Below are 14,994 nucleotides of genomic sequence, written 5' to 3' on the forward strand. Positions count from 1 at the left end.
TGTCTCGCTTTCTGAATAAATGGGTAAGAGCGCTTCAAAGCGCCATGGCTTCGGCAATCAGCCGGTTGATGTCAAGGCACTGCGAGGTGATGCCCGCCACCTGTACTTCGTCCACCGGACGCTGTGCCGCGCCCCAGACCGGCGCCGGAAAGTGGCTGTCCCCCTCAAAGCGGGCAATCACATGCCAGTGCAGATGCGGCACCATGTTGCCCAGCGCGGCCAGGTTGATCTTCGCGGGCTGCAATTCGCTGCGAAGCACTTGCTCGACCTTTGCGACGGCATGCATGCAAATCTGTCGTTCACTGGCCGACAGATCCGAAAACTCGGCCACATGGCGGTTCCAGATCACGCGGTAAAACCCCGGAAATCCAGCCTCGCTGGCCTGGATGATGCGCAAATCTTCATTGCGAAACACCAGCAGGCCGCCGTCACCCTCGCACAAGGGGCATGCCGCATTCGTCATACGAGCACCCGTTCAATGCCGCCTTGGTTGGCGACGGCCACGTAGTCGGGCAGCCAGTTTTTGCCCAGTATCTGGTTCGCCATTTCGACCACGATGTAATCGGCCTCCAGCAGGCCGTTTTGCAGGTCGTCGCCGTAGCGTTTCAACCCCTGCAGGCAGCTGGGGCAACTGGTCAGGATCTTGACGTTGCCCGTCGCGGCTACTGCCCCTGAAGCACGCAGTTCGGCTTCTCCCTTGCGGATTTCTTCTTCCTTGCGAAAGCGCACCTGGGTCGCAATGTCAGGCCGGGTCACGCCCAGCGTGCCGGATTCGCCGCAGCAGCGCTCGCTTTTGAGCACGTTGTCGCCAATCAGCGCCTTGACCGTCTTCATCGAGTCGCCCAGCTTCATCGGGTTGTGGCACGGCTCGTGGTACAAAAATCCGGGCTGGTTGGCCGGCAGCGTGATCCCTTTTTCCAGCAGGTATTCGTGGATGTCGATGATTCGGCTGCCCGGGAATATCTTGTCGAACTGGTAACCCTGCAGCTGGTCGTAGCAAGTGCCGCAGCTCACCACCACGGTCTTGATGTCGAGATAGTTGAGCGTGGTGGCCACCCGGTGGAACAGCACCCGGTTGTCGGTGATCATCTTGTCGGCCTTGTCAAAGTCGCCGCTGCCGCGCTGCGGATAGCCGCAGCACAGGTAGCCAGGCGGCAGCACGGTCTGTACGCCAGCGTGCCAGAGCATGGCCTGCGTCGCCAGACCGACCTGGCTGAACAGGCGCTCCGAGCCGCAGCCCGGAAAGTAAAACACCGCTTCAGTTTCGGCCGTGGTGGCTTTGGGGTTGCGGATGATCGGGACGTAGTCCTTGTCTTCAATGTCCAGCAAGGCGCGGGCAGTCTTCTTGGGCAAACCGCCGGGCATTTTCTTGTTGATGAAGTGAATGATCTGCTCTTTCACCGGGGCCTTGCCCACGGTTGAAGGTGGAAGCGCCGTCTGCTTTTTAGCCAGCACGCCGAGCACATCACTGGCCAGGCGCTGCGCCTTGAAGCCGACACCGACCATGGCCGTGCGCATCACCTTGATGGTTTGCGGATTCGTGGCGTTCAAAAAGAACATCGCCGCTGCATTGCCGGGCCGGAACGACTTCTGGCCCATCTTGCGCAGCAGGTTGCGCATGTTCATCGACACTTCGCCAAAGTCAATATCGACCGGGCACGGATTCAGGCACTTGTGGCACACCGTGCAATGGTCGGCCACGTCCTCGAACTCTTCCCAGTGCTTCAGGCTGATGCCGCGCCGGGTCTGTTCTTCGTACAAAAAAGCCTCGACCAACAGCGACGTGGCCAGAATCTTGTTGCGCGGGCTGTACAGCAGGTTGGCGCGCGGCACATGCGTGGCACAGACCGGCTTGCACTTGCCGCAGCGCAGGCAGTCCTTCACACTGTCGGCAATTGCGCCGATGTCGCTTTGCTGCATGATCAGCGACTCATGGCCCATCAATCCGAAGCTGGGCGTGTAGGCATTGGTCAAATCGGCCGCTAGCGCATGCTGGCCGGGCGTTAGAAGCTCTGAATTTCGTAGCAGCTTGCCTTTGTTGAAACGCCCTTCCGGATCGATTCTGGCCTTGTACTCGGTAAAAGGCCGCAGTTCCTCGTCGGTCAGGAATTCGAGCTTGGTGATGCCGATGCCGTGCTCGCCCGAGATCACGCCGTCGAGCGAGCGCGCCAGCACCATGATGCGCGCCACCGCTTCATGCGCGGTTTGCAGCATTTCGTAGTCATCGCTGTTGACAGGCAGGTTGGTATGCACGTTGCCGTCGCCCGCGTGCATGTGCAGCGCGGCCCAGACGCGGCCCTTAAGCACGCGCTTGTGAATCGCACTGCATTCCTCAAGTATCGGCTTGAACGCGCCACCGCTGAAAATCGCCTGCAGCGGCGCGCGAATCTGGGTTTTCCAGCTGGCGCGGAGCGTGTGGTCCTGGAGTTCCGGAAAATGCACCGCCACGCCCTGCAGCCAGCCGGCCCACAGACTGCGCACCTCGGCCACCAGCGCCAGCGCCTGGCTGACCCGGTCTTCCAGCAGCTCTGCCGAAGGAATTTCGCTGGCGTCCTCTACCTTGCCCAAAGGCAAACTACCCTTGCGGAAAAACGCGTCCAGTGCGTCGCACAGCTTGATCTTGTTGCGCAGACTCAACTCGATGTTGATTTGCTCGATGCCGTCGGTGTATTCAGCCATGCGCGGCAGCGGAATCACCACGTCTTCATTGATCTTGAAGGCATTGGTGTGGCGCGAAATCGCCGCTGTTTTCTTGCGGTCCAGCCAGAACTTCTTGCGCGCCTCGGGGCTGATGGCCACAAAGCCTTCGCCGCTGCGCGAATTGGCAATGCGCACGACTTCACTGGTGGCACGCGCCACCACGTCGGCGTCGTCCCCGGCAATGTCACCAATCAACACCATTTTCGGCACGCCGGTAACACCGCCCTTGCCGTTGCCGCCGCGCTTGGACTTGGTGGCATAACCCACGGCGCGCAGGTAGCGATCGTCCAGATGCTCGAGACCGGCCAGGATCGCACCGCCGCGCTTTTGCTCGGCGAACATGAAGTCCTTGATCTCGACGATGCTCGGCACGGCGTCCTTGGCGTTGCCGAAGAACTCCATGCAGACCGTGCGCGTGTGCGCCGGCATGCGGTGCACGATCCAGCGCGCGCTGGTGATCAGGCCGTCGCAGCCTTCTTTCTGGATGCCCGGCAAGCCGCTCAGGAACTTGTCGGTCACGTCCTTGCCCAGGCCTTCCTTGCGAAAGGTCTTGCCGGGAATATCAAGCCGCTCGGTGCGAATTGGCGTCTTACCGTCAGCCTCAAAGTAATTCAAATCGAAACTCGCCATCTCGGCGTCGTGGATCTTGCCCAGGTTGTGGCCCACGCGGGTCACTTCCAGCCACTCGGCATCAGGCGTCACCATGCGCCAGCTCGCCAGGTTGTCCAGCGCCGTGCCCCACAACACGGCCTTTTTGCCGCCGGCATTCATGGCGATGTTGCCGCCAATACACGACGCCTCCGCCGAGGTCGGGTCAACCGCAAACACAAAGCCGCCGCGCTCGGCCGCGTCGGCCACGCGCTGCGTCACCACGCCGGCTTCGGTCCAGACAGTGGCCACCGGGTGGTCCAGGCCGGGCAGCGAAACCATCTCGACTTCCGTCATGGCTTCGAGCTTTTCGGTGTTGATGACCGCCGACTTCCAGGTCAGCGGAATCGCGCCGCCGGTGTAGCCGGTGCCGCCGCCACGCGGAACAATCGTGAGCTCCAGCTCGATGCAGGCCTTGACCAGTCCGGCCATTTCGACTTCGGTGTCGGGCGTGAGCACCACAAACGGGTATTCGACGCGCCAGTCGGTCGCGTCAGTCACATGCGAGACGCGTGACAGGCCGTCGAACTTGATATTGTCCTTCAGCGTGATCTTGCGCAGCCGGCGCTCGGTTTGCTGGCGAAGGCTGGCAACTTCCTCGAACGACGCCGAAAACCGGCCAATCGCTGCCTGTGCGCCTTGCAGCAACTCACCCACGATGGCATCGCGTTCGCTATCGGCTTGCGGCGTACGGCGTTTCTCGATTTCTGCCAGCCGGTGCTGCAGCGCTTCGACCAGCAACTTGCGGCGCTTGGGGTTGTCAAGCAGGTCGTCTTGCAGGTAAGGATTGCGTTGCACCACCCAGATGTCGCCGAGCACTTCGTACAGCATGCGCGCAGAGCGGCCCGTGTGGCGTTCGCCGCGCAGCAGGTTGAGCAAGTCCCAGGCCCGGCTGCCCAGCAGGCGAATCACCACCTCCCGGTCAGAAAACGACGTGTAGTTGTAGGGAATCTCGCGGATGCGGGGTTCGGCGTGCTTTGCGCCGTCGGCGAAAACATTCAGTTCTTGAAGAGTGGTAGGTGCGTTCATCGTGAAATTTCAGCGGCTTCGGACCCACGTCCAGCGCTTTGGTCCGATATTATCGCAGCGCACCTTTTATAAGCACCCGGCCGGAATGACCTCATGGAAACTCCGCTTGCCTTGCGCGCAACGGGTCGTTTAAATGGCACTGTCACAAAACGCCACTAGACTCTTTTTCTATTCCCGCAAATCCCGCTTTTCCTTCAGGAGACTTCATGAAGCACCGTTCATCCACCCTCGTACTGGCCATTTGCGCGCTGTGCGCGCCTTTGGCCAGCCAGGCCCAGACCGAAGTCCAGTGGTGGCATGCCATGAGCGGGCCGCTTGGCGAATGGGTCAATGACCTGGCCAAGGACTTCAACGCCAGCCAGACAGATTACAAGGTCGTGCCCACCTTCAAGGGCACCTATGACGAGGCCATGACGGCGGCAACAGCGGCTTTTCGCTCCGGCAATGCGCCGCACATCCTGCAGGTCTACGAAGTGGGTACAGCCACCATGATGGCCGCCAAAGGCGCGATCAAGCCTGTCGGAGAAGTCATGACCGAGGGCGGCGCCAAGTTTGACACCAAGGCCTACATTCCTGCCGTCGCCGGTTACTACACAGCGCCCAACGGCCAGATGCTGAGCTTTCCGTTCAACAGCTCGACGACGATCTTTTATTACAACAAGGATGCTTTCAAGGCGGCTGGGCTGGACCCGGAAAAAGCCCCGACCACCTGGCCCGAGGTGGCTCTGGCCGCTGGCAAGCTCAAGGCCGCCGGCCATAAATGCCCGTTCACCACAAGCTGGGTGAGCTGGACGCAGCTGGAGAGCTTCTCGACCTGGCACAACACGCTGTTTGCCACCCAGAACAACGGCTTTGGCGGCCCTTCTGCCCGGCTGGCCTTCAACTCGCCACTGCATGTGCGTCACTTCGAAAACCTGGCCAACATGTCCAAGCAGGGCCTGTTTGTCTACAAGGGCCGCGCCAATGCGGCGGACGTGTCCTTTCCTTCAGGCGAATGCGCGATGATGACCGGCTCGTCAGGCCTGTATGCCCGGGTCAGCAAGGAAGCCAAATTTGCCTATGGCATTGCCCAATTGCCGTATTACCCGGACGTGACCGGTGCGCCGCAAAACACCGTCATCGGTGGCGCCAGCCTGTGGGCCATGGCTGGCAAGAAGCCAGTTGAATACAAGGGCGTAGCGGCTTTCTTCAACTACCTGTCCCGACCTGAAGTGCAGTCGGCCAGCCACAAGCGCACCGGCTATCTGCCGATCACCATGGCAGCGTTCGAGCTGACTGAAAAATCGGGTTTTTACAAGCAGAATCCGGGTACCGACGTTGCTGTGAGCCAGATGATCCGCAAGACCACCGACAAGTCGCGCGGCGTGCGACTGGGCAACTTCAACCAGATCCGTACCATCATTGACGAGGAAACCGAACAGATCTGGAGCGGCAAGAAGCAACCCAAGGAAGCCCTGGATACCGCCATCAAACGCGGCAACGAGCAACTCGAACGCTTCGAGAAGGCCAACAAGTCCTGATCTTCCGGCCGGCCCATGCCGGCTGCTAGACTCACCACTTTTTATGCCCGGCCTGCCAAAAAGCAGGCAGCCCGGGTGACCTCGACCTGATCAGACATATGGAAAAACGCGTTCTTTTTCGCTCTGCCTGGCTTCCCTGGCTGCTGCTGGCACCTCAGCTGATTGTCATCAGTGTCTTTTTTTTCTGGCCCGCCGCACAGGCGCTGCTGCAGTCATTCCAGCTGCAGGATGCTTTTGGCCTGTCCAGGGAGTGGGTGGGACTGGAAAACTTCAGGCACCTGTTCAACGACGAGGCTTACCTGGAGTCGTTCAAGACGACAGCCTTCTTCTCGTTCATGGTGGCGATCCTGGGCATCAGTTTGTCGCTGGTGCTGGCGGTGTTTGCCGACCGCATCATCAAGGGCGCGCTGGCTTACAAAACCCTCCTGATCCTGCCGTACGCCGTGGCGCCTGCCGTGGCCGGCGTGCTGTGGATCTTCATGTTTTCACCCACGCTGGGCGTGGTGGCGTATGCACTGAGCAGCATCGGCATCGACTGGAACCACCTTCTCAATTCCAGCCACGCCATGACGCTGATCATCATGGCGGCGGTGTGGAAGCAAATTTCGTACAACTTCCTGTTTTTCCTGGCCGGACTTCAATCGATCCCCAAGTCGCTGATTGAAGCCGCCGCGATCGACGGCGCGCGCCCCTGGAGGCGCTTTTGGTCCATCCAGTTTCCACTGCTGTCACCGACGACCTTCTTTTTGCTGGTGATCAACATCGTTTATGCGTTTTTTGACACCTTTGCCATCATTGACGCCTCGACCCAGGGCGGCCCCGGTCGCGACACCCTGATCCTGGTCTACAAGGTTTACCACGACGGATTCAAAAACGGCGACCTGGGTGGCTCGGCCGCACAGTCGGTGGTGCTGATGGTGATCGTCGTGGCGCTCACCGTGGTCCAGTTCCGTTATGTTGAAAAGAAGGTCCAGTACTGATGTTCCTCCACGTTCGCGCACTTCGTGTCGCTCGCTGCCTCCGCGAAAGGGCCGCTACGCTTGCGATCCGGCAAAGCCGGTTTCACGGCCTCTGCTTGAATAACGCCGCCGCGCTCCTCGCGGCGTGTGGTTCTGCACAACGCAGCGGGTCTGGTGTCATCCGTTCGGGCCATGGGGGTTTGCGCCATGGTTGAGCGAAGCGCCCTCTTGAAAATCTTTGCACACCTCGTCATGCTCGTGGGCATTGTGGTGGTGGCTTTTCCGCTCTACCTGGCCTTTGTGGCCTCCACCCACACGGCGCAGGACATCATCCAGGCGCCGATGCCGATGTGGCCGGGCAGCAACATGTGGGAAACCTACAAGACCGCGTTGTTCGGCGGCGGCGATGGTGCGGGCTCGACTGCACCCGTGGCCCGGATGATGTGGGTCAGCCTTGTCACGGCACTGGTCATTACATTTGGCAAGATCACGATTTCCCTGCTGTCTGCATTTGCCATCGTGTACTTCCGCTTTCCGTTCAAGAATTTCTTCTTCTGGTCGATTTTTGTCACGCTGATGCTGCCGGTGGAAGTGCGCATCGGGCCAACCTACCAGGTGGTGTCGGACCTGGGCATGCTAAACAGTTATGCCGGTCTGACGATTCCGCTGATTGCCTCGGCCACCGCCACGTTTTTATTCCGCCAGTTTTTCATGACCGTGCCCGATGAACTGGTTGAGGCGGCCCGCATGGACGGGGCCAGCCCAATGCGTTTTTTCTGGGACATATTGCTTCCCTTGTCCAAGACATCGATGGCTGCGCTGTTCGTGATCCAGTTCATCTACGGCTGGAACCAGTACCTGTGGCCGCTGCTGGCCACCACCAGCGAAGATATGTACCCGGTGGTCATCGGCATCAAGCGAATGATTGCCGGCGGCGACGCAGCCAATGAATGGAATGTGGTCATGGCCACTGCCATTTTGGCGATGCTGCCGCCTGCGCTGGTCGTGGTGCTGATGCAAAAGTGGTTCGTCAAGGGCCTGGTTGACACTGAGAAATAGACAAAAAGACAGGCAAACATTCGCTATGGCATCGCTTTCACTAAACAACGTTATCAAGCGCTACGGCGCCGGCAAAACCGCCGTCCCGGTGCTGCACGGCGTCAGCGCCGAGATTGCCGACCACGAATTCATCGTCATCGTTGGCCCGTCGGGCTGCGGCAAATCCACCCTGCTTCGCATGGTCGCCGGGCTGGAAGAAGTCACCGAAGGCCAGATTTCCATCGGCGGCAAGGTCGTCAACGATCTGGAGCCGTCCGAGCGCGACATTGCCATGGTGTTCCAGAACTACGCGCTCTACCCGCACATGAGTGTGTTCGACAACATGGCCTACGGCCTGAAGATTGCCAAGGTGCCCCGGGAAGAGATCAAGTCACGTGTCGACAAGGCCGCCAAGATTCTCGAACTCGGCCACCTGCTCGACCGCAAGCCGCGCGCCCTGTCGGGCGGCCAGCGCCAGCGCGTCGCCATGGGCCGGGCGATCGTGCGCCAGCCACAGGTGTTTTTGTTTGACGAGCCCCTGTCCAACCTGGACGCCAAGCTGCGCGTGCAGACCCGGCTTGAAATTCAGAAGCTGCACCGCGAACTCGGCATCACGTCCCTTTTCGTCACGCACGACCAAGTTGAAGCCATGACGCTGGCCCAGCGCATGATGGTGATGAACGCCGGCCGCATGGAGCAGTTCGGCACGCCGGAAGAGGTTTACAACCGTCCGGCGACCACCTTTGTCGCCAGCTTCATGGGCTCGCCGCCGATGAACCTGCTGAAGAACGTGTCCAACGCTGATTTTGGCGGCCAGCCAGGCGCAATCCTGGGAATCCGGCCCGAGCACCTGCTGGTCGGCGACACCGGCTGGAAAGTGGTGGTCGACACCGTCGAAATGCTGGGCGCCGAGCGCCTGTTGTACTGCCGCCTGGGCGACGAGTTCCTGATCGTGCGAACCGACGAAAGCCTGTCAACCGCGCCAACGATTGGCGCCACGCTGCATGTCGCGCCCCGCCCCGACCGGCTGCACTGGTTCGACGCGGCCACCGGCCAGCGCCTGTGACCGGACAGGCAGAAACAGCACCAGAAGTGCCTGACCCCGACAGCAACGGGCTCAGCGCCGAACGCGCCTCCGAAGCAAGACCAGCCCCCTCCAGGGGCAACGAACCACATGAAGTGGGGAGTGCAGAGGCGGTTCCCCGCCAGCCAGGGCCGCGGAACCGGCTTCGCCGGGCCGCAGGCGCAGCGGCCTCCTCGGGGGGCAGCGAACCACACAAAGTGGGGAGCGTGGGGGCCTTCTTTTGGCCTTACCCGTTCTGGATCGCGCACCGGGGCGCTGGCAAACTGGCGCCAGAAAATACGCTCGCCGCATTCCGCTTGGGCGCGCAGCACGGCTACCGCATGTTTGAATGCGATGCCAAGCTCAGCGCCGACGGCGTGCCTTTCCTGATGCATGACGCCACGCTTGCGCGCACGACCAACGCCCTTGAAAAGCAGGTGGCTGAAGCCAGCCCAGCAGGAGGCGACCATGCCTGGGCCGAATTGTCACAATTCGACGCTGGCAGCTGGCATTCGCGCGCATTTGCCGGCGAGCCGCTGCCGACGCTGGAAAACGTCGCCCGTTTTTGCCGTGCCAATGGCTATGCCCTGAACATCGAGATCAAGCCGACGCCGGGAACCGAGCGCCGCACGGGTGAAGTGGTGGCAGCGCATGCCCTGCGCCTGTGGCAAGGCGCAAGAGTTTTACCGCTGCTAACGTCTTTTTCACACGATGCGCTACAGGGTGCGCGTGAAACCGCGCCCGGTCTGCCGCGCGGCCTGCTTCTGGACACGCTGCCTGACGGCTGGCTGCAAGCCGCCGTCGCGCTGGGTTGTGTCGCCGTGGTGTGCAACCACGCCTTGTGGAACGGCGCTTGTGTTCAGCAAACCCATGAAGCGGGTTTGCGCGCCGTGAGCTACACCGTGAACGACGAAGCAGCCGCCCTGCGCCTGATCGATCTGGGTACCGACGGCATCATCACCGACCGGGTGGATCTGTTCAGTCCGGCTTGAGGCAGCCTCCGGTTTATTGATGTGGATCAACAAACCGGTTGACAGACTTGTATCGGGCAGCCTGGTGCTAGCGCTTCCAGCTGCCCAGCTGGCACCACTGGCTGGTCGCCATGGCCAACAACAGGAGCACATAGGTCAGCATCTTGCCGTCATGGCTTAGCCATACCAAGCCAATGACCAGCACCGCTGATCCCACTATAAAATTGATAGCTGCCTGCACCCACAGATAATGCGAAAACGCCTTATTTGATGTAAAAAAACGAGGAAATAAACGGGACAACGCCACCAGCAGCAAGGCGATCAGCGCAGCAGGTGCCAAGAGGTTGAGCAGGTGTCCGGCAAGAAGATAAGCAGTCATGGCAGTCCGTCGAAATTCAGGGAAACACGCCAGAAGCGGCTGATGGAAATGGGTAAAAGGAGATTGTGACCAGGCGCTCGCTTTTGACCACTTCAATTTTATAATGCGCACATGTCAGTCTGGGCCCTGGGGCTAAACCATCACACCGCTCCGCTGGATTTGCGCGGGCGCTTCGCCTTCGCGCTCGACCAGGTAGAACCCACCCTGCGCGGTCTGCGCGCCTCTCTGGCGCGCCAGCCGGAGGCGACACTGCTGTCGACCTGCAACCGTACCGAGATCTACTGCGCCGGCGCTACCGAAGACCTGGACAGCACCATGGAATGGCTGGCGCACAACGGCGGCGTGTCGCCCGACCTGCTGCGCGCCCATGCCTACACGCTGCAGGACGACGAGGCCGCGCGCCACGCCTTTCGAGTGGCCAGCGGGCTTGATTCAATGGTGTTGGGCGAGCCGCAAATCCTCGGCCAGATGAAGGACGCGGTGCGCGCCGCCGAAGACGCCGGAGCCATGGGCTCGACGCTGCACCAACTTTTCCAGCGCTCTTTTTCTGTGGCCAAAGAGGTGCGGACCAGCACAGAGATCGGCGCCCACAGCATCAGCATGGCGGCCGCCGCCGTGCGACTGGCGGGTCAGCTGTTTGAAGATTTGGAAGACATCAAGGTGCTGTTTGTCGGCGCCGGCGAAATGATCGACCTGGCCGCCACACACTTTGCCGCCAAAAACCCAAAAGCCATGGCAATTGCCAACCGCACACTGGAGCGCGGCGAGAAACTCGCCACCCGCTTTGGTGCCGAGGTCATGCGCCTGGCCGACCTGCCCGGCCGCCTGCACGAGTTCGATGCCGTCATCAGCTGCACCGCCAGCACCCTGCCCATCATCGGCCTGGGGGCCGTCGAGCGCGCCCTTAAACTGCGCAAGCACCGGCCGATGTTCATGGTCGATCTGGCAGTACCGCGCGATATCGAGCCTGAAGTCAAGGCGCTGTCGGATGTCTACCTCTACACCGTTGATGACCTGGCGCATGTGGTGCAGACCGGCCGCGACAGCCGTCAGGCGGCGGTGGCTGAAGCCGAAGTCATCATCGACGCAGGCGTGCAGAATTTCATGCACTGGCTGGACCAACGTGGCAGTGTGCCGCTGATCCAGCAGCTCAATGCGCAGGCCGATGTGTGGCGATCCGCCGAAATCGTGCGGGCCAAAAAATTGCTGGCCCGTGGCGAGTCCATTGAAGAAGTGCTCGAAGCGATGAGCCGGGGATTAACGCAAAAAATGTTGCACGGCGCCATGGCCGAGTTGCATGCGGGCGATGCCAGCAGCCGCGAAGCCACGGCGCGTACCGTGTCCAAGCTGTTTTTGCGCGGCCGCACGCCTGCGTCACAACGCAAAGAGCGTTAGCGCTGCGTTCCCCGTGTCGTCGCCACTGTTCTGGCTGCGCCCTTTCGACTGGAACTCCAGCCGGTTTGTTCATCCCGATTCCGATTTTTCGCCTTGCGGCGCTGCCCTTCATGAAACCTTTTCTTCGCCACACCCTGGACCGCCAGCTGCTGCGCCTGCATGAACTGGACGCCCTGCTGTCCGCCAGCGACGTGGTCAGCGACCTTGACCGCTTTCGCACGTTGACCCGCGAACATGCCGAGGCCAGCGTCGTGGCCGAGCAGTACAACCGCCTGACCCGCCGCGAGGCCGATCAGGCGGGTGCCGAAGTGATGCTGGCCGAAGCCAGGAACGACCCCGACATGGCCGCCATGGCCGAGGAAGAAATCGACGCCGCCAAGGCCGACATCGCCCAGATCGACGAAGCGCTGCAGCTGATGCTGATTCCCAAAGACCCGAACGACAAGCGCGCGGCCTTCGTTGAAATCCGCGCCGGCGCTGGCGGCGACGAATCGGCGCTGTTTGCCGCCGACCTGTTCCGCCTGTACACCCGCTTTGCCGAGCGCAAGCGCTGGCAGGTCGAGATCATCAGCGAATCGCCCAGCGAACTCGGTGGCTACAAGGAAGTGGTGCTGCGCATTGACGGCCCGCCGGACATTCTGGGCGTGGGCGTGTACGGCAAGCTGCGCTTCGAGTCGGGCGGCCACCGCGTGCAGCGCGTGCCGGCGACTGAAACCCAGGGCCGCATCCACACCAGCGCCTGTACCGTGGCCGTGCTGGCCGAGCCAGACGAAGCCGTCGCCATCCAGATCAACCCGGCTGATTTGCGCATCGACACCTACCGTGCCAGCGGTGCGGGCGGCCAGCACATCAACAAGACCGATTCGGCGGTGCGCATCACCCACCTTCCAACCGGCATCGTCGCCGAATGCCAGGAAGGCCGCAGCCAGCACGGCAACAAGGCGCAAGCGATGAAGGTGCTGACCGCGCGCATCCATGAAAAAGACCGCTCGGCACAGGCCGCCAAGGACGCTGCCGAGCGCAAGGGCCTGATTGGCAGCGGCGACCGCAGCGACCGCATCCGCACCTACAACTTTCCGCAGGGCCGGCTGACCGACCACCGTATCAACCTGACGCTGTACAAGCTGCTCACGATCATGGAAGGCGACCTGGACGACGTGGTCACGGCGCTGCAGGTGGCGCGCGGCGCCGAGCAACTCAACGAGCTGGAAACGGCAAATAACGGCGGTTGATCAGAAAAATTTTTTGGTTTTAAGGAAAATAGCTGCTTGGCGCAATAAGCACGAGCATAAGCAGCTATTATTTAAATAGCAATTAAAAGTAAAAGTAAAAACTGTGGAGCCAATCAATTGCACGCAAGCCCTGGCATTGGCCAAGCGCCTTGGGCTTGACCGGCTGGACGCCCAGTTGTTGTTACTGCACGCATTGGGCAAGCCCGCCAGCGAGCGGTCCTGGCTGGTGACGCACGACACTGAGCAACTCGCGCCAGGCGTAGTCAGCTTTTTTCATGCAATGAGCCTGCGCCGGGCCGAGGGCGAGCCGCTGGCCTACATCGTCGGCCGCAAGGAGTTCTTTGGCCTGTCGCTGCAAGTCGACCCACGCGTGCTGGTGCCCCGGCCTGATACTGAAACGCTGGTGGAGTGGTCGTTGGCCGTGCTGGAAATGTCCGACTCAACACGGCCAGTAAAGGTTCTCGACTTGGGAACTGGCAGCGGCGCGATTGCTCTGGCTATTGCATACAGTCTGAAGGCAATCGACCGTGAAGTGCAAGTCACAGCAATTGATGCAAGCGCCGATGCGCTGAATGTTGCCCGTGGAAACGCACGGCGGCTGAGTCTGGCGGTGGATTTCATTCAAAGCTCCTGGCTGCAGGAAGTGGACGGGCGCTTTCAGCTGATCGCCAGCAATCCGCCTTATATTGCCAGCGCCGACCCTCACCTGCCCGCGCTAATGCACGAACCGCTGCAGGCGCTGACCGCCGGAACGGACGGGCTGGACGATATCCGTCACATCATCCAGCAGGTGCCAGGCCACCTGTTGCCTAGCGGCTGGTTGCTGCTGGAGCATGGTTACGACCAAGCAGAACAGGTGCGCGAGTTGCTGAGGCGGCAAGGTTTTTTGCACATACAGAGCCGCCGCGACCTGGCAGGCATCGAGCGCTGTTCAGGTGGGCAATGGCCGGCATGACGAACAATCCCTGACAGGTGCGCGGCATCTGGCAGGCAGCGATAATCCATTTTTGGAATGGCTTTATTCAAGCTCCACGCATTCAACGCTCCGGTCTCTTGGCCGGTTACCGACCTCACGGCCTGGCAAGGCCTTTTCAACTGAAGGATTTCAACATGAGCTCTAACGACCCGACCCAGCAACGCATTGAGCAGATTGTCAAATCAAGCGACGTGGTTCTTTTCATGAAGGGCACGTCCCAGTTTCCAATGTGCGGTTTTTCCGGCCGCGCTATCCAGGTGCTCAAGGCCTGCGGCGTTAGCAAGCCAGCCACAGTCAATGTGCTGGAAGACGAAGGCATCCGCAACGGCATCAAGACTTACAGCAACTGGCCGACCATTCCCCAGTTGTATGTCAAGGGCGAGTTCGTGGGCGGCTCCGACATCATGATGGAGATGTACGAGAACGGCGAGCTTCAGGAAATGCTGGGCGCACCCAAAGACTGAAGCGAAGCGGCCCCAGCCTGCAATGCCCGCGATGCGGGCGTTTTTCGTTTCTGCTTCAGCGTGTATAGCCTGCGCAGGCGCCGGCATTGACTTGCCCTTGGCATTCACGTTTCAGGCGGCTGATTCGATCCTTCGGCATTTCAGCGGAACCCGGCAAGAACCGGACCTGGCCGCTGGAAGCTGCTTTTTTCTTCTTTTTGACGGGCGTCGTCGGCTTGTCGCCAGAAGTTGTAGATGACGCACTGGCATGCGCGCTGACTATCAGCATGGCGCTCATGAACATGGCAGCCCAGAATGGCTTGACTACGCTATTTTTCATTTTTATCTTCCTGTTTCTGCCCATTTACGCACTCAGTCCCGTTGTCCTGCCTGAATGAAAGGCAGGCGAAGTCTCAATGCAGCTTTGGATCACCATAAAGGGCGTCATCAGGCGGCGTGTCAGCGGGCAAACGGAAATCTTCGCTTGCCCATGCCCCCATGTCGATATTTTTGCAGCGCTCACTGCAAAAGGGACGAAAAGGGTTGCTAAGCGCATAAATACTGGGACCGCCACAGCCGGGGCACGTTACCTGCCGCACAGTGGAAGGATCTTTTTTCATAGGGAGAAAAACATTCGAGTG

The 14,994-nt window shown here is 60.6% G+C and carries 14 protein-coding genes; 9 read left to right on the top strand and 5 right to left on the bottom strand.

The features are described from left to right. Positions 1 to 34: 34 nt before the first annotated feature. Both H4V98_RS17650 and H4V98_RS17655 read right to left on the bottom strand, forming a co-directional pair. A complete protein-coding gene (locus H4V98_RS17650; protein WP_196862167.1) occupies positions 35 to 463 on the bottom strand; it encodes an HIT family protein in 429 nt (142 codons plus the stop codon). Further along, the gene (locus tag H4V98_RS17655) at positions 460 to 4,377 is read right to left on the bottom strand and encodes an FAD/FMN-binding oxidoreductase (RefSeq protein ID WP_196862166.1); all 3,918 of its coding nucleotides are present in this window, start codon (positions 4,375 to 4,377) and stop codon (positions 460 to 462) included. Before H4V98_RS17655 ends, H4V98_RS17650 begins: the two co-directional genes overlap by 4 nt. A 206-nt stretch (positions 4,378 to 4,583) precedes the next feature. Between H4V98_RS17655 and ugpB the strand changes: the two genes are divergently transcribed. The 5 genes from ugpB (at position 4,584) to ugpQ (ending at position 9,949) form a co-directional block, all read left to right on the top strand. Next, complete coding sequence (gene ugpB / locus H4V98_RS17660; protein WP_196862165.1) at positions 4,584 to 5,897, top strand: sn-glycerol-3-phosphate ABC transporter substrate-binding protein UgpB; 1,314 nt, start codon at positions 4,584 to 4,586, stop codon at positions 5,895 to 5,897. A 98-nt stretch (positions 5,898 to 5,995) separates the two neighbouring features. Then, positions 5,996 to 6,877, top strand: a complete 882-nt coding sequence (gene ugpA, locus H4V98_RS17665) for a sn-glycerol-3-phosphate ABC transporter permease UgpA (RefSeq protein ID WP_196862164.1) — start codon at positions 5,996 to 5,998, stop codon at positions 6,875 to 6,877. Between the two features lie 186 nt (positions 6,878 to 7,063). Further along, complete coding sequence (ugpE, locus tag H4V98_RS17670) at positions 7,064 to 7,915, top strand: sn-glycerol-3-phosphate ABC transporter permease UgpE (protein ID WP_196862213.1); 852 nt, start codon at positions 7,064 to 7,066, stop codon at positions 7,913 to 7,915. Between the two features lie 25 nt (positions 7,916 to 7,940). Beyond that, positions 7,941 to 8,960, top strand: coding sequence for a sn-glycerol-3-phosphate import ATP-binding protein UgpC (locus H4V98_RS17675; protein ID WP_196862163.1), 1,020 nt, complete (start codon positions 7,941 to 7,943; stop codon positions 8,958 to 8,960). 224 nt (positions 8,961 to 9,184) lie between these two features. Then, positions 9,185 to 9,949: a glycerophosphodiester phosphodiesterase gene (ugpQ, locus tag H4V98_RS17680; protein WP_196862162.1), complete on the top strand. Its 765-nt coding sequence runs from the start codon at positions 9,185 to 9,187 to the stop codon at positions 9,947 to 9,949. A 67-nt stretch (positions 9,950 to 10,016) separates the two neighbouring features. Here ugpQ and H4V98_RS17685 read toward each other — a convergent pair whose 3' ends face one another. Continuing rightward, a complete protein-coding gene (locus H4V98_RS17685) occupies positions 10,017 to 10,307 on the bottom strand; it encodes a hypothetical protein (RefSeq protein ID WP_196862161.1) in 291 nt (96 codons plus the stop codon). Positions 10,308 to 10,418: 111 nt separating this feature from the next. On the opposite strand from H4V98_RS17685, the gene hemA reads away from it, so the two are divergent. The 4 genes from hemA (at position 10,419) to grxD (ending at position 14,374) form a co-directional block, all read left to right on the top strand. After that, the gene (gene hemA / locus H4V98_RS17690) at positions 10,419 to 11,702 is read left to right on the top strand and encodes a glutamyl-tRNA reductase (protein WP_196862160.1); all 1,284 of its coding nucleotides are present in this window, start codon (positions 10,419 to 10,421) and stop codon (positions 11,700 to 11,702) included. Positions 11,703 to 11,812: 110 nt separating this feature from the next. Then, positions 11,813 to 12,934: a peptide chain release factor 1 gene (gene prfA, locus H4V98_RS17695; protein WP_196862159.1), complete on the top strand. Its 1,122-nt coding sequence runs from the start codon at positions 11,813 to 11,815 to the stop codon at positions 12,932 to 12,934. Positions 12,935 to 13,037: 103 nt separating this feature from the next. Next, positions 13,038 to 13,889, top strand: a complete 852-nt coding sequence (gene prmC, locus H4V98_RS17700) for a peptide chain release factor N(5)-glutamine methyltransferase (protein ID WP_196862158.1) — start codon at positions 13,038 to 13,040, stop codon at positions 13,887 to 13,889. A gap of 155 nt (positions 13,890 to 14,044) precedes the next feature. Continuing rightward, entirely contained in the window at positions 14,045 to 14,374 is a 330-nt protein-coding gene (gene grxD / locus H4V98_RS17705; protein WP_196862157.1) for a Grx4 family monothiol glutaredoxin, read from the top strand. Between the two features lie 55 nt (positions 14,375 to 14,429). On the opposite strand, the gene H4V98_RS17710 is transcribed toward grxD, so the two are convergent. Further along, a complete protein-coding gene (locus H4V98_RS17710) occupies positions 14,430 to 14,693 on the bottom strand; it encodes a hypothetical protein (RefSeq protein WP_196862156.1) in 264 nt (87 codons plus the stop codon). Positions 14,694 to 14,766: 73 nt separating this feature from the next. After that, positions 14,767 to 14,973 carry a DNA gyrase inhibitor YacG gene (locus H4V98_RS17715; protein ID WP_196862155.1) on the bottom strand — a complete coding sequence of 69 codons (207 nt, stop codon included), beginning with the start codon at positions 14,971 to 14,973 and terminating at the stop codon, positions 14,767 to 14,769. Positions 14,974 to 14,994 lie beyond the last annotated feature (21 nt).

Source organism: Polaromonas sp. CG_23.6 (assembly GCF_029892315.1).
In the GTDB taxonomy this organism is placed as follows: domain Bacteria; phylum Pseudomonadota; class Gammaproteobacteria; order Burkholderiales; family Burkholderiaceae_C; genus Polaromonas.

What these genes read in the sequence shown, in the direction of transcription:
- H4V98_RS17650 (WP_196862167.1), bottom strand. Translation starts at nt 463, where the DNA reads ATGACGAATGCGGCATGCCCCTTGTGCGAGGGTGACGGCGGCCTGCTG.
- H4V98_RS17655 (WP_196862166.1), bottom strand. Translation starts at nt 4,377, where the DNA reads ATGAACGCACCTACCACTCTTCAAGAACTGAATGTTTTCGCCGACGGC.
- ugpB (WP_196862165.1), top strand. Translation starts at nt 4,584, where the DNA reads ATGAAGCACCGTTCATCCACCCTCGTACTGGCCATTTGCGCGCTGTGC.
- ugpA (WP_196862164.1), top strand. Translation starts at nt 5,996, where the DNA reads ATGGAAAAACGCGTTCTTTTTCGCTCTGCCTGGCTTCCCTGGCTGCTG.
- ugpE (WP_196862213.1), top strand. Translation starts at nt 7,064, where the DNA reads ATGGTTGAGCGAAGCGCCCTCTTGAAAATCTTTGCACACCTCGTCATG.
- H4V98_RS17675 (WP_196862163.1), top strand. Translation starts at nt 7,941, where the DNA reads ATGGCATCGCTTTCACTAAACAACGTTATCAAGCGCTACGGCGCCGGC.
- H4V98_RS17685 (WP_196862161.1), bottom strand. Translation starts at nt 10,307, where the DNA reads ATGACTGCTTATCTTCTTGCCGGACACCTGCTCAACCTCTTGGCACCT.
- hemA (WP_196862160.1), top strand. Translation starts at nt 10,419, where the DNA reads ATGTCAGTCTGGGCCCTGGGGCTAAACCATCACACCGCTCCGCTGGAT.
- prfA (WP_196862159.1), top strand. Translation starts at nt 11,813, where the DNA reads ATGAAACCTTTTCTTCGCCACACCCTGGACCGCCAGCTGCTGCGCCTG.
- grxD (WP_196862157.1), top strand. Translation starts at nt 14,045, where the DNA reads ATGAGCTCTAACGACCCGACCCAGCAACGCATTGAGCAGATTGTCAAA.
- H4V98_RS17710 (WP_196862156.1), bottom strand. Translation starts at nt 14,693, where the DNA reads ATGAAAAATAGCGTAGTCAAGCCATTCTGGGCTGCCATGTTCATGAGC.
- H4V98_RS17715 (WP_196862155.1), bottom strand. Translation starts at nt 14,973, where the DNA reads ATGAAAAAAGATCCTTCCACTGTGCGGCAGGTAACGTGCCCCGGCTGT.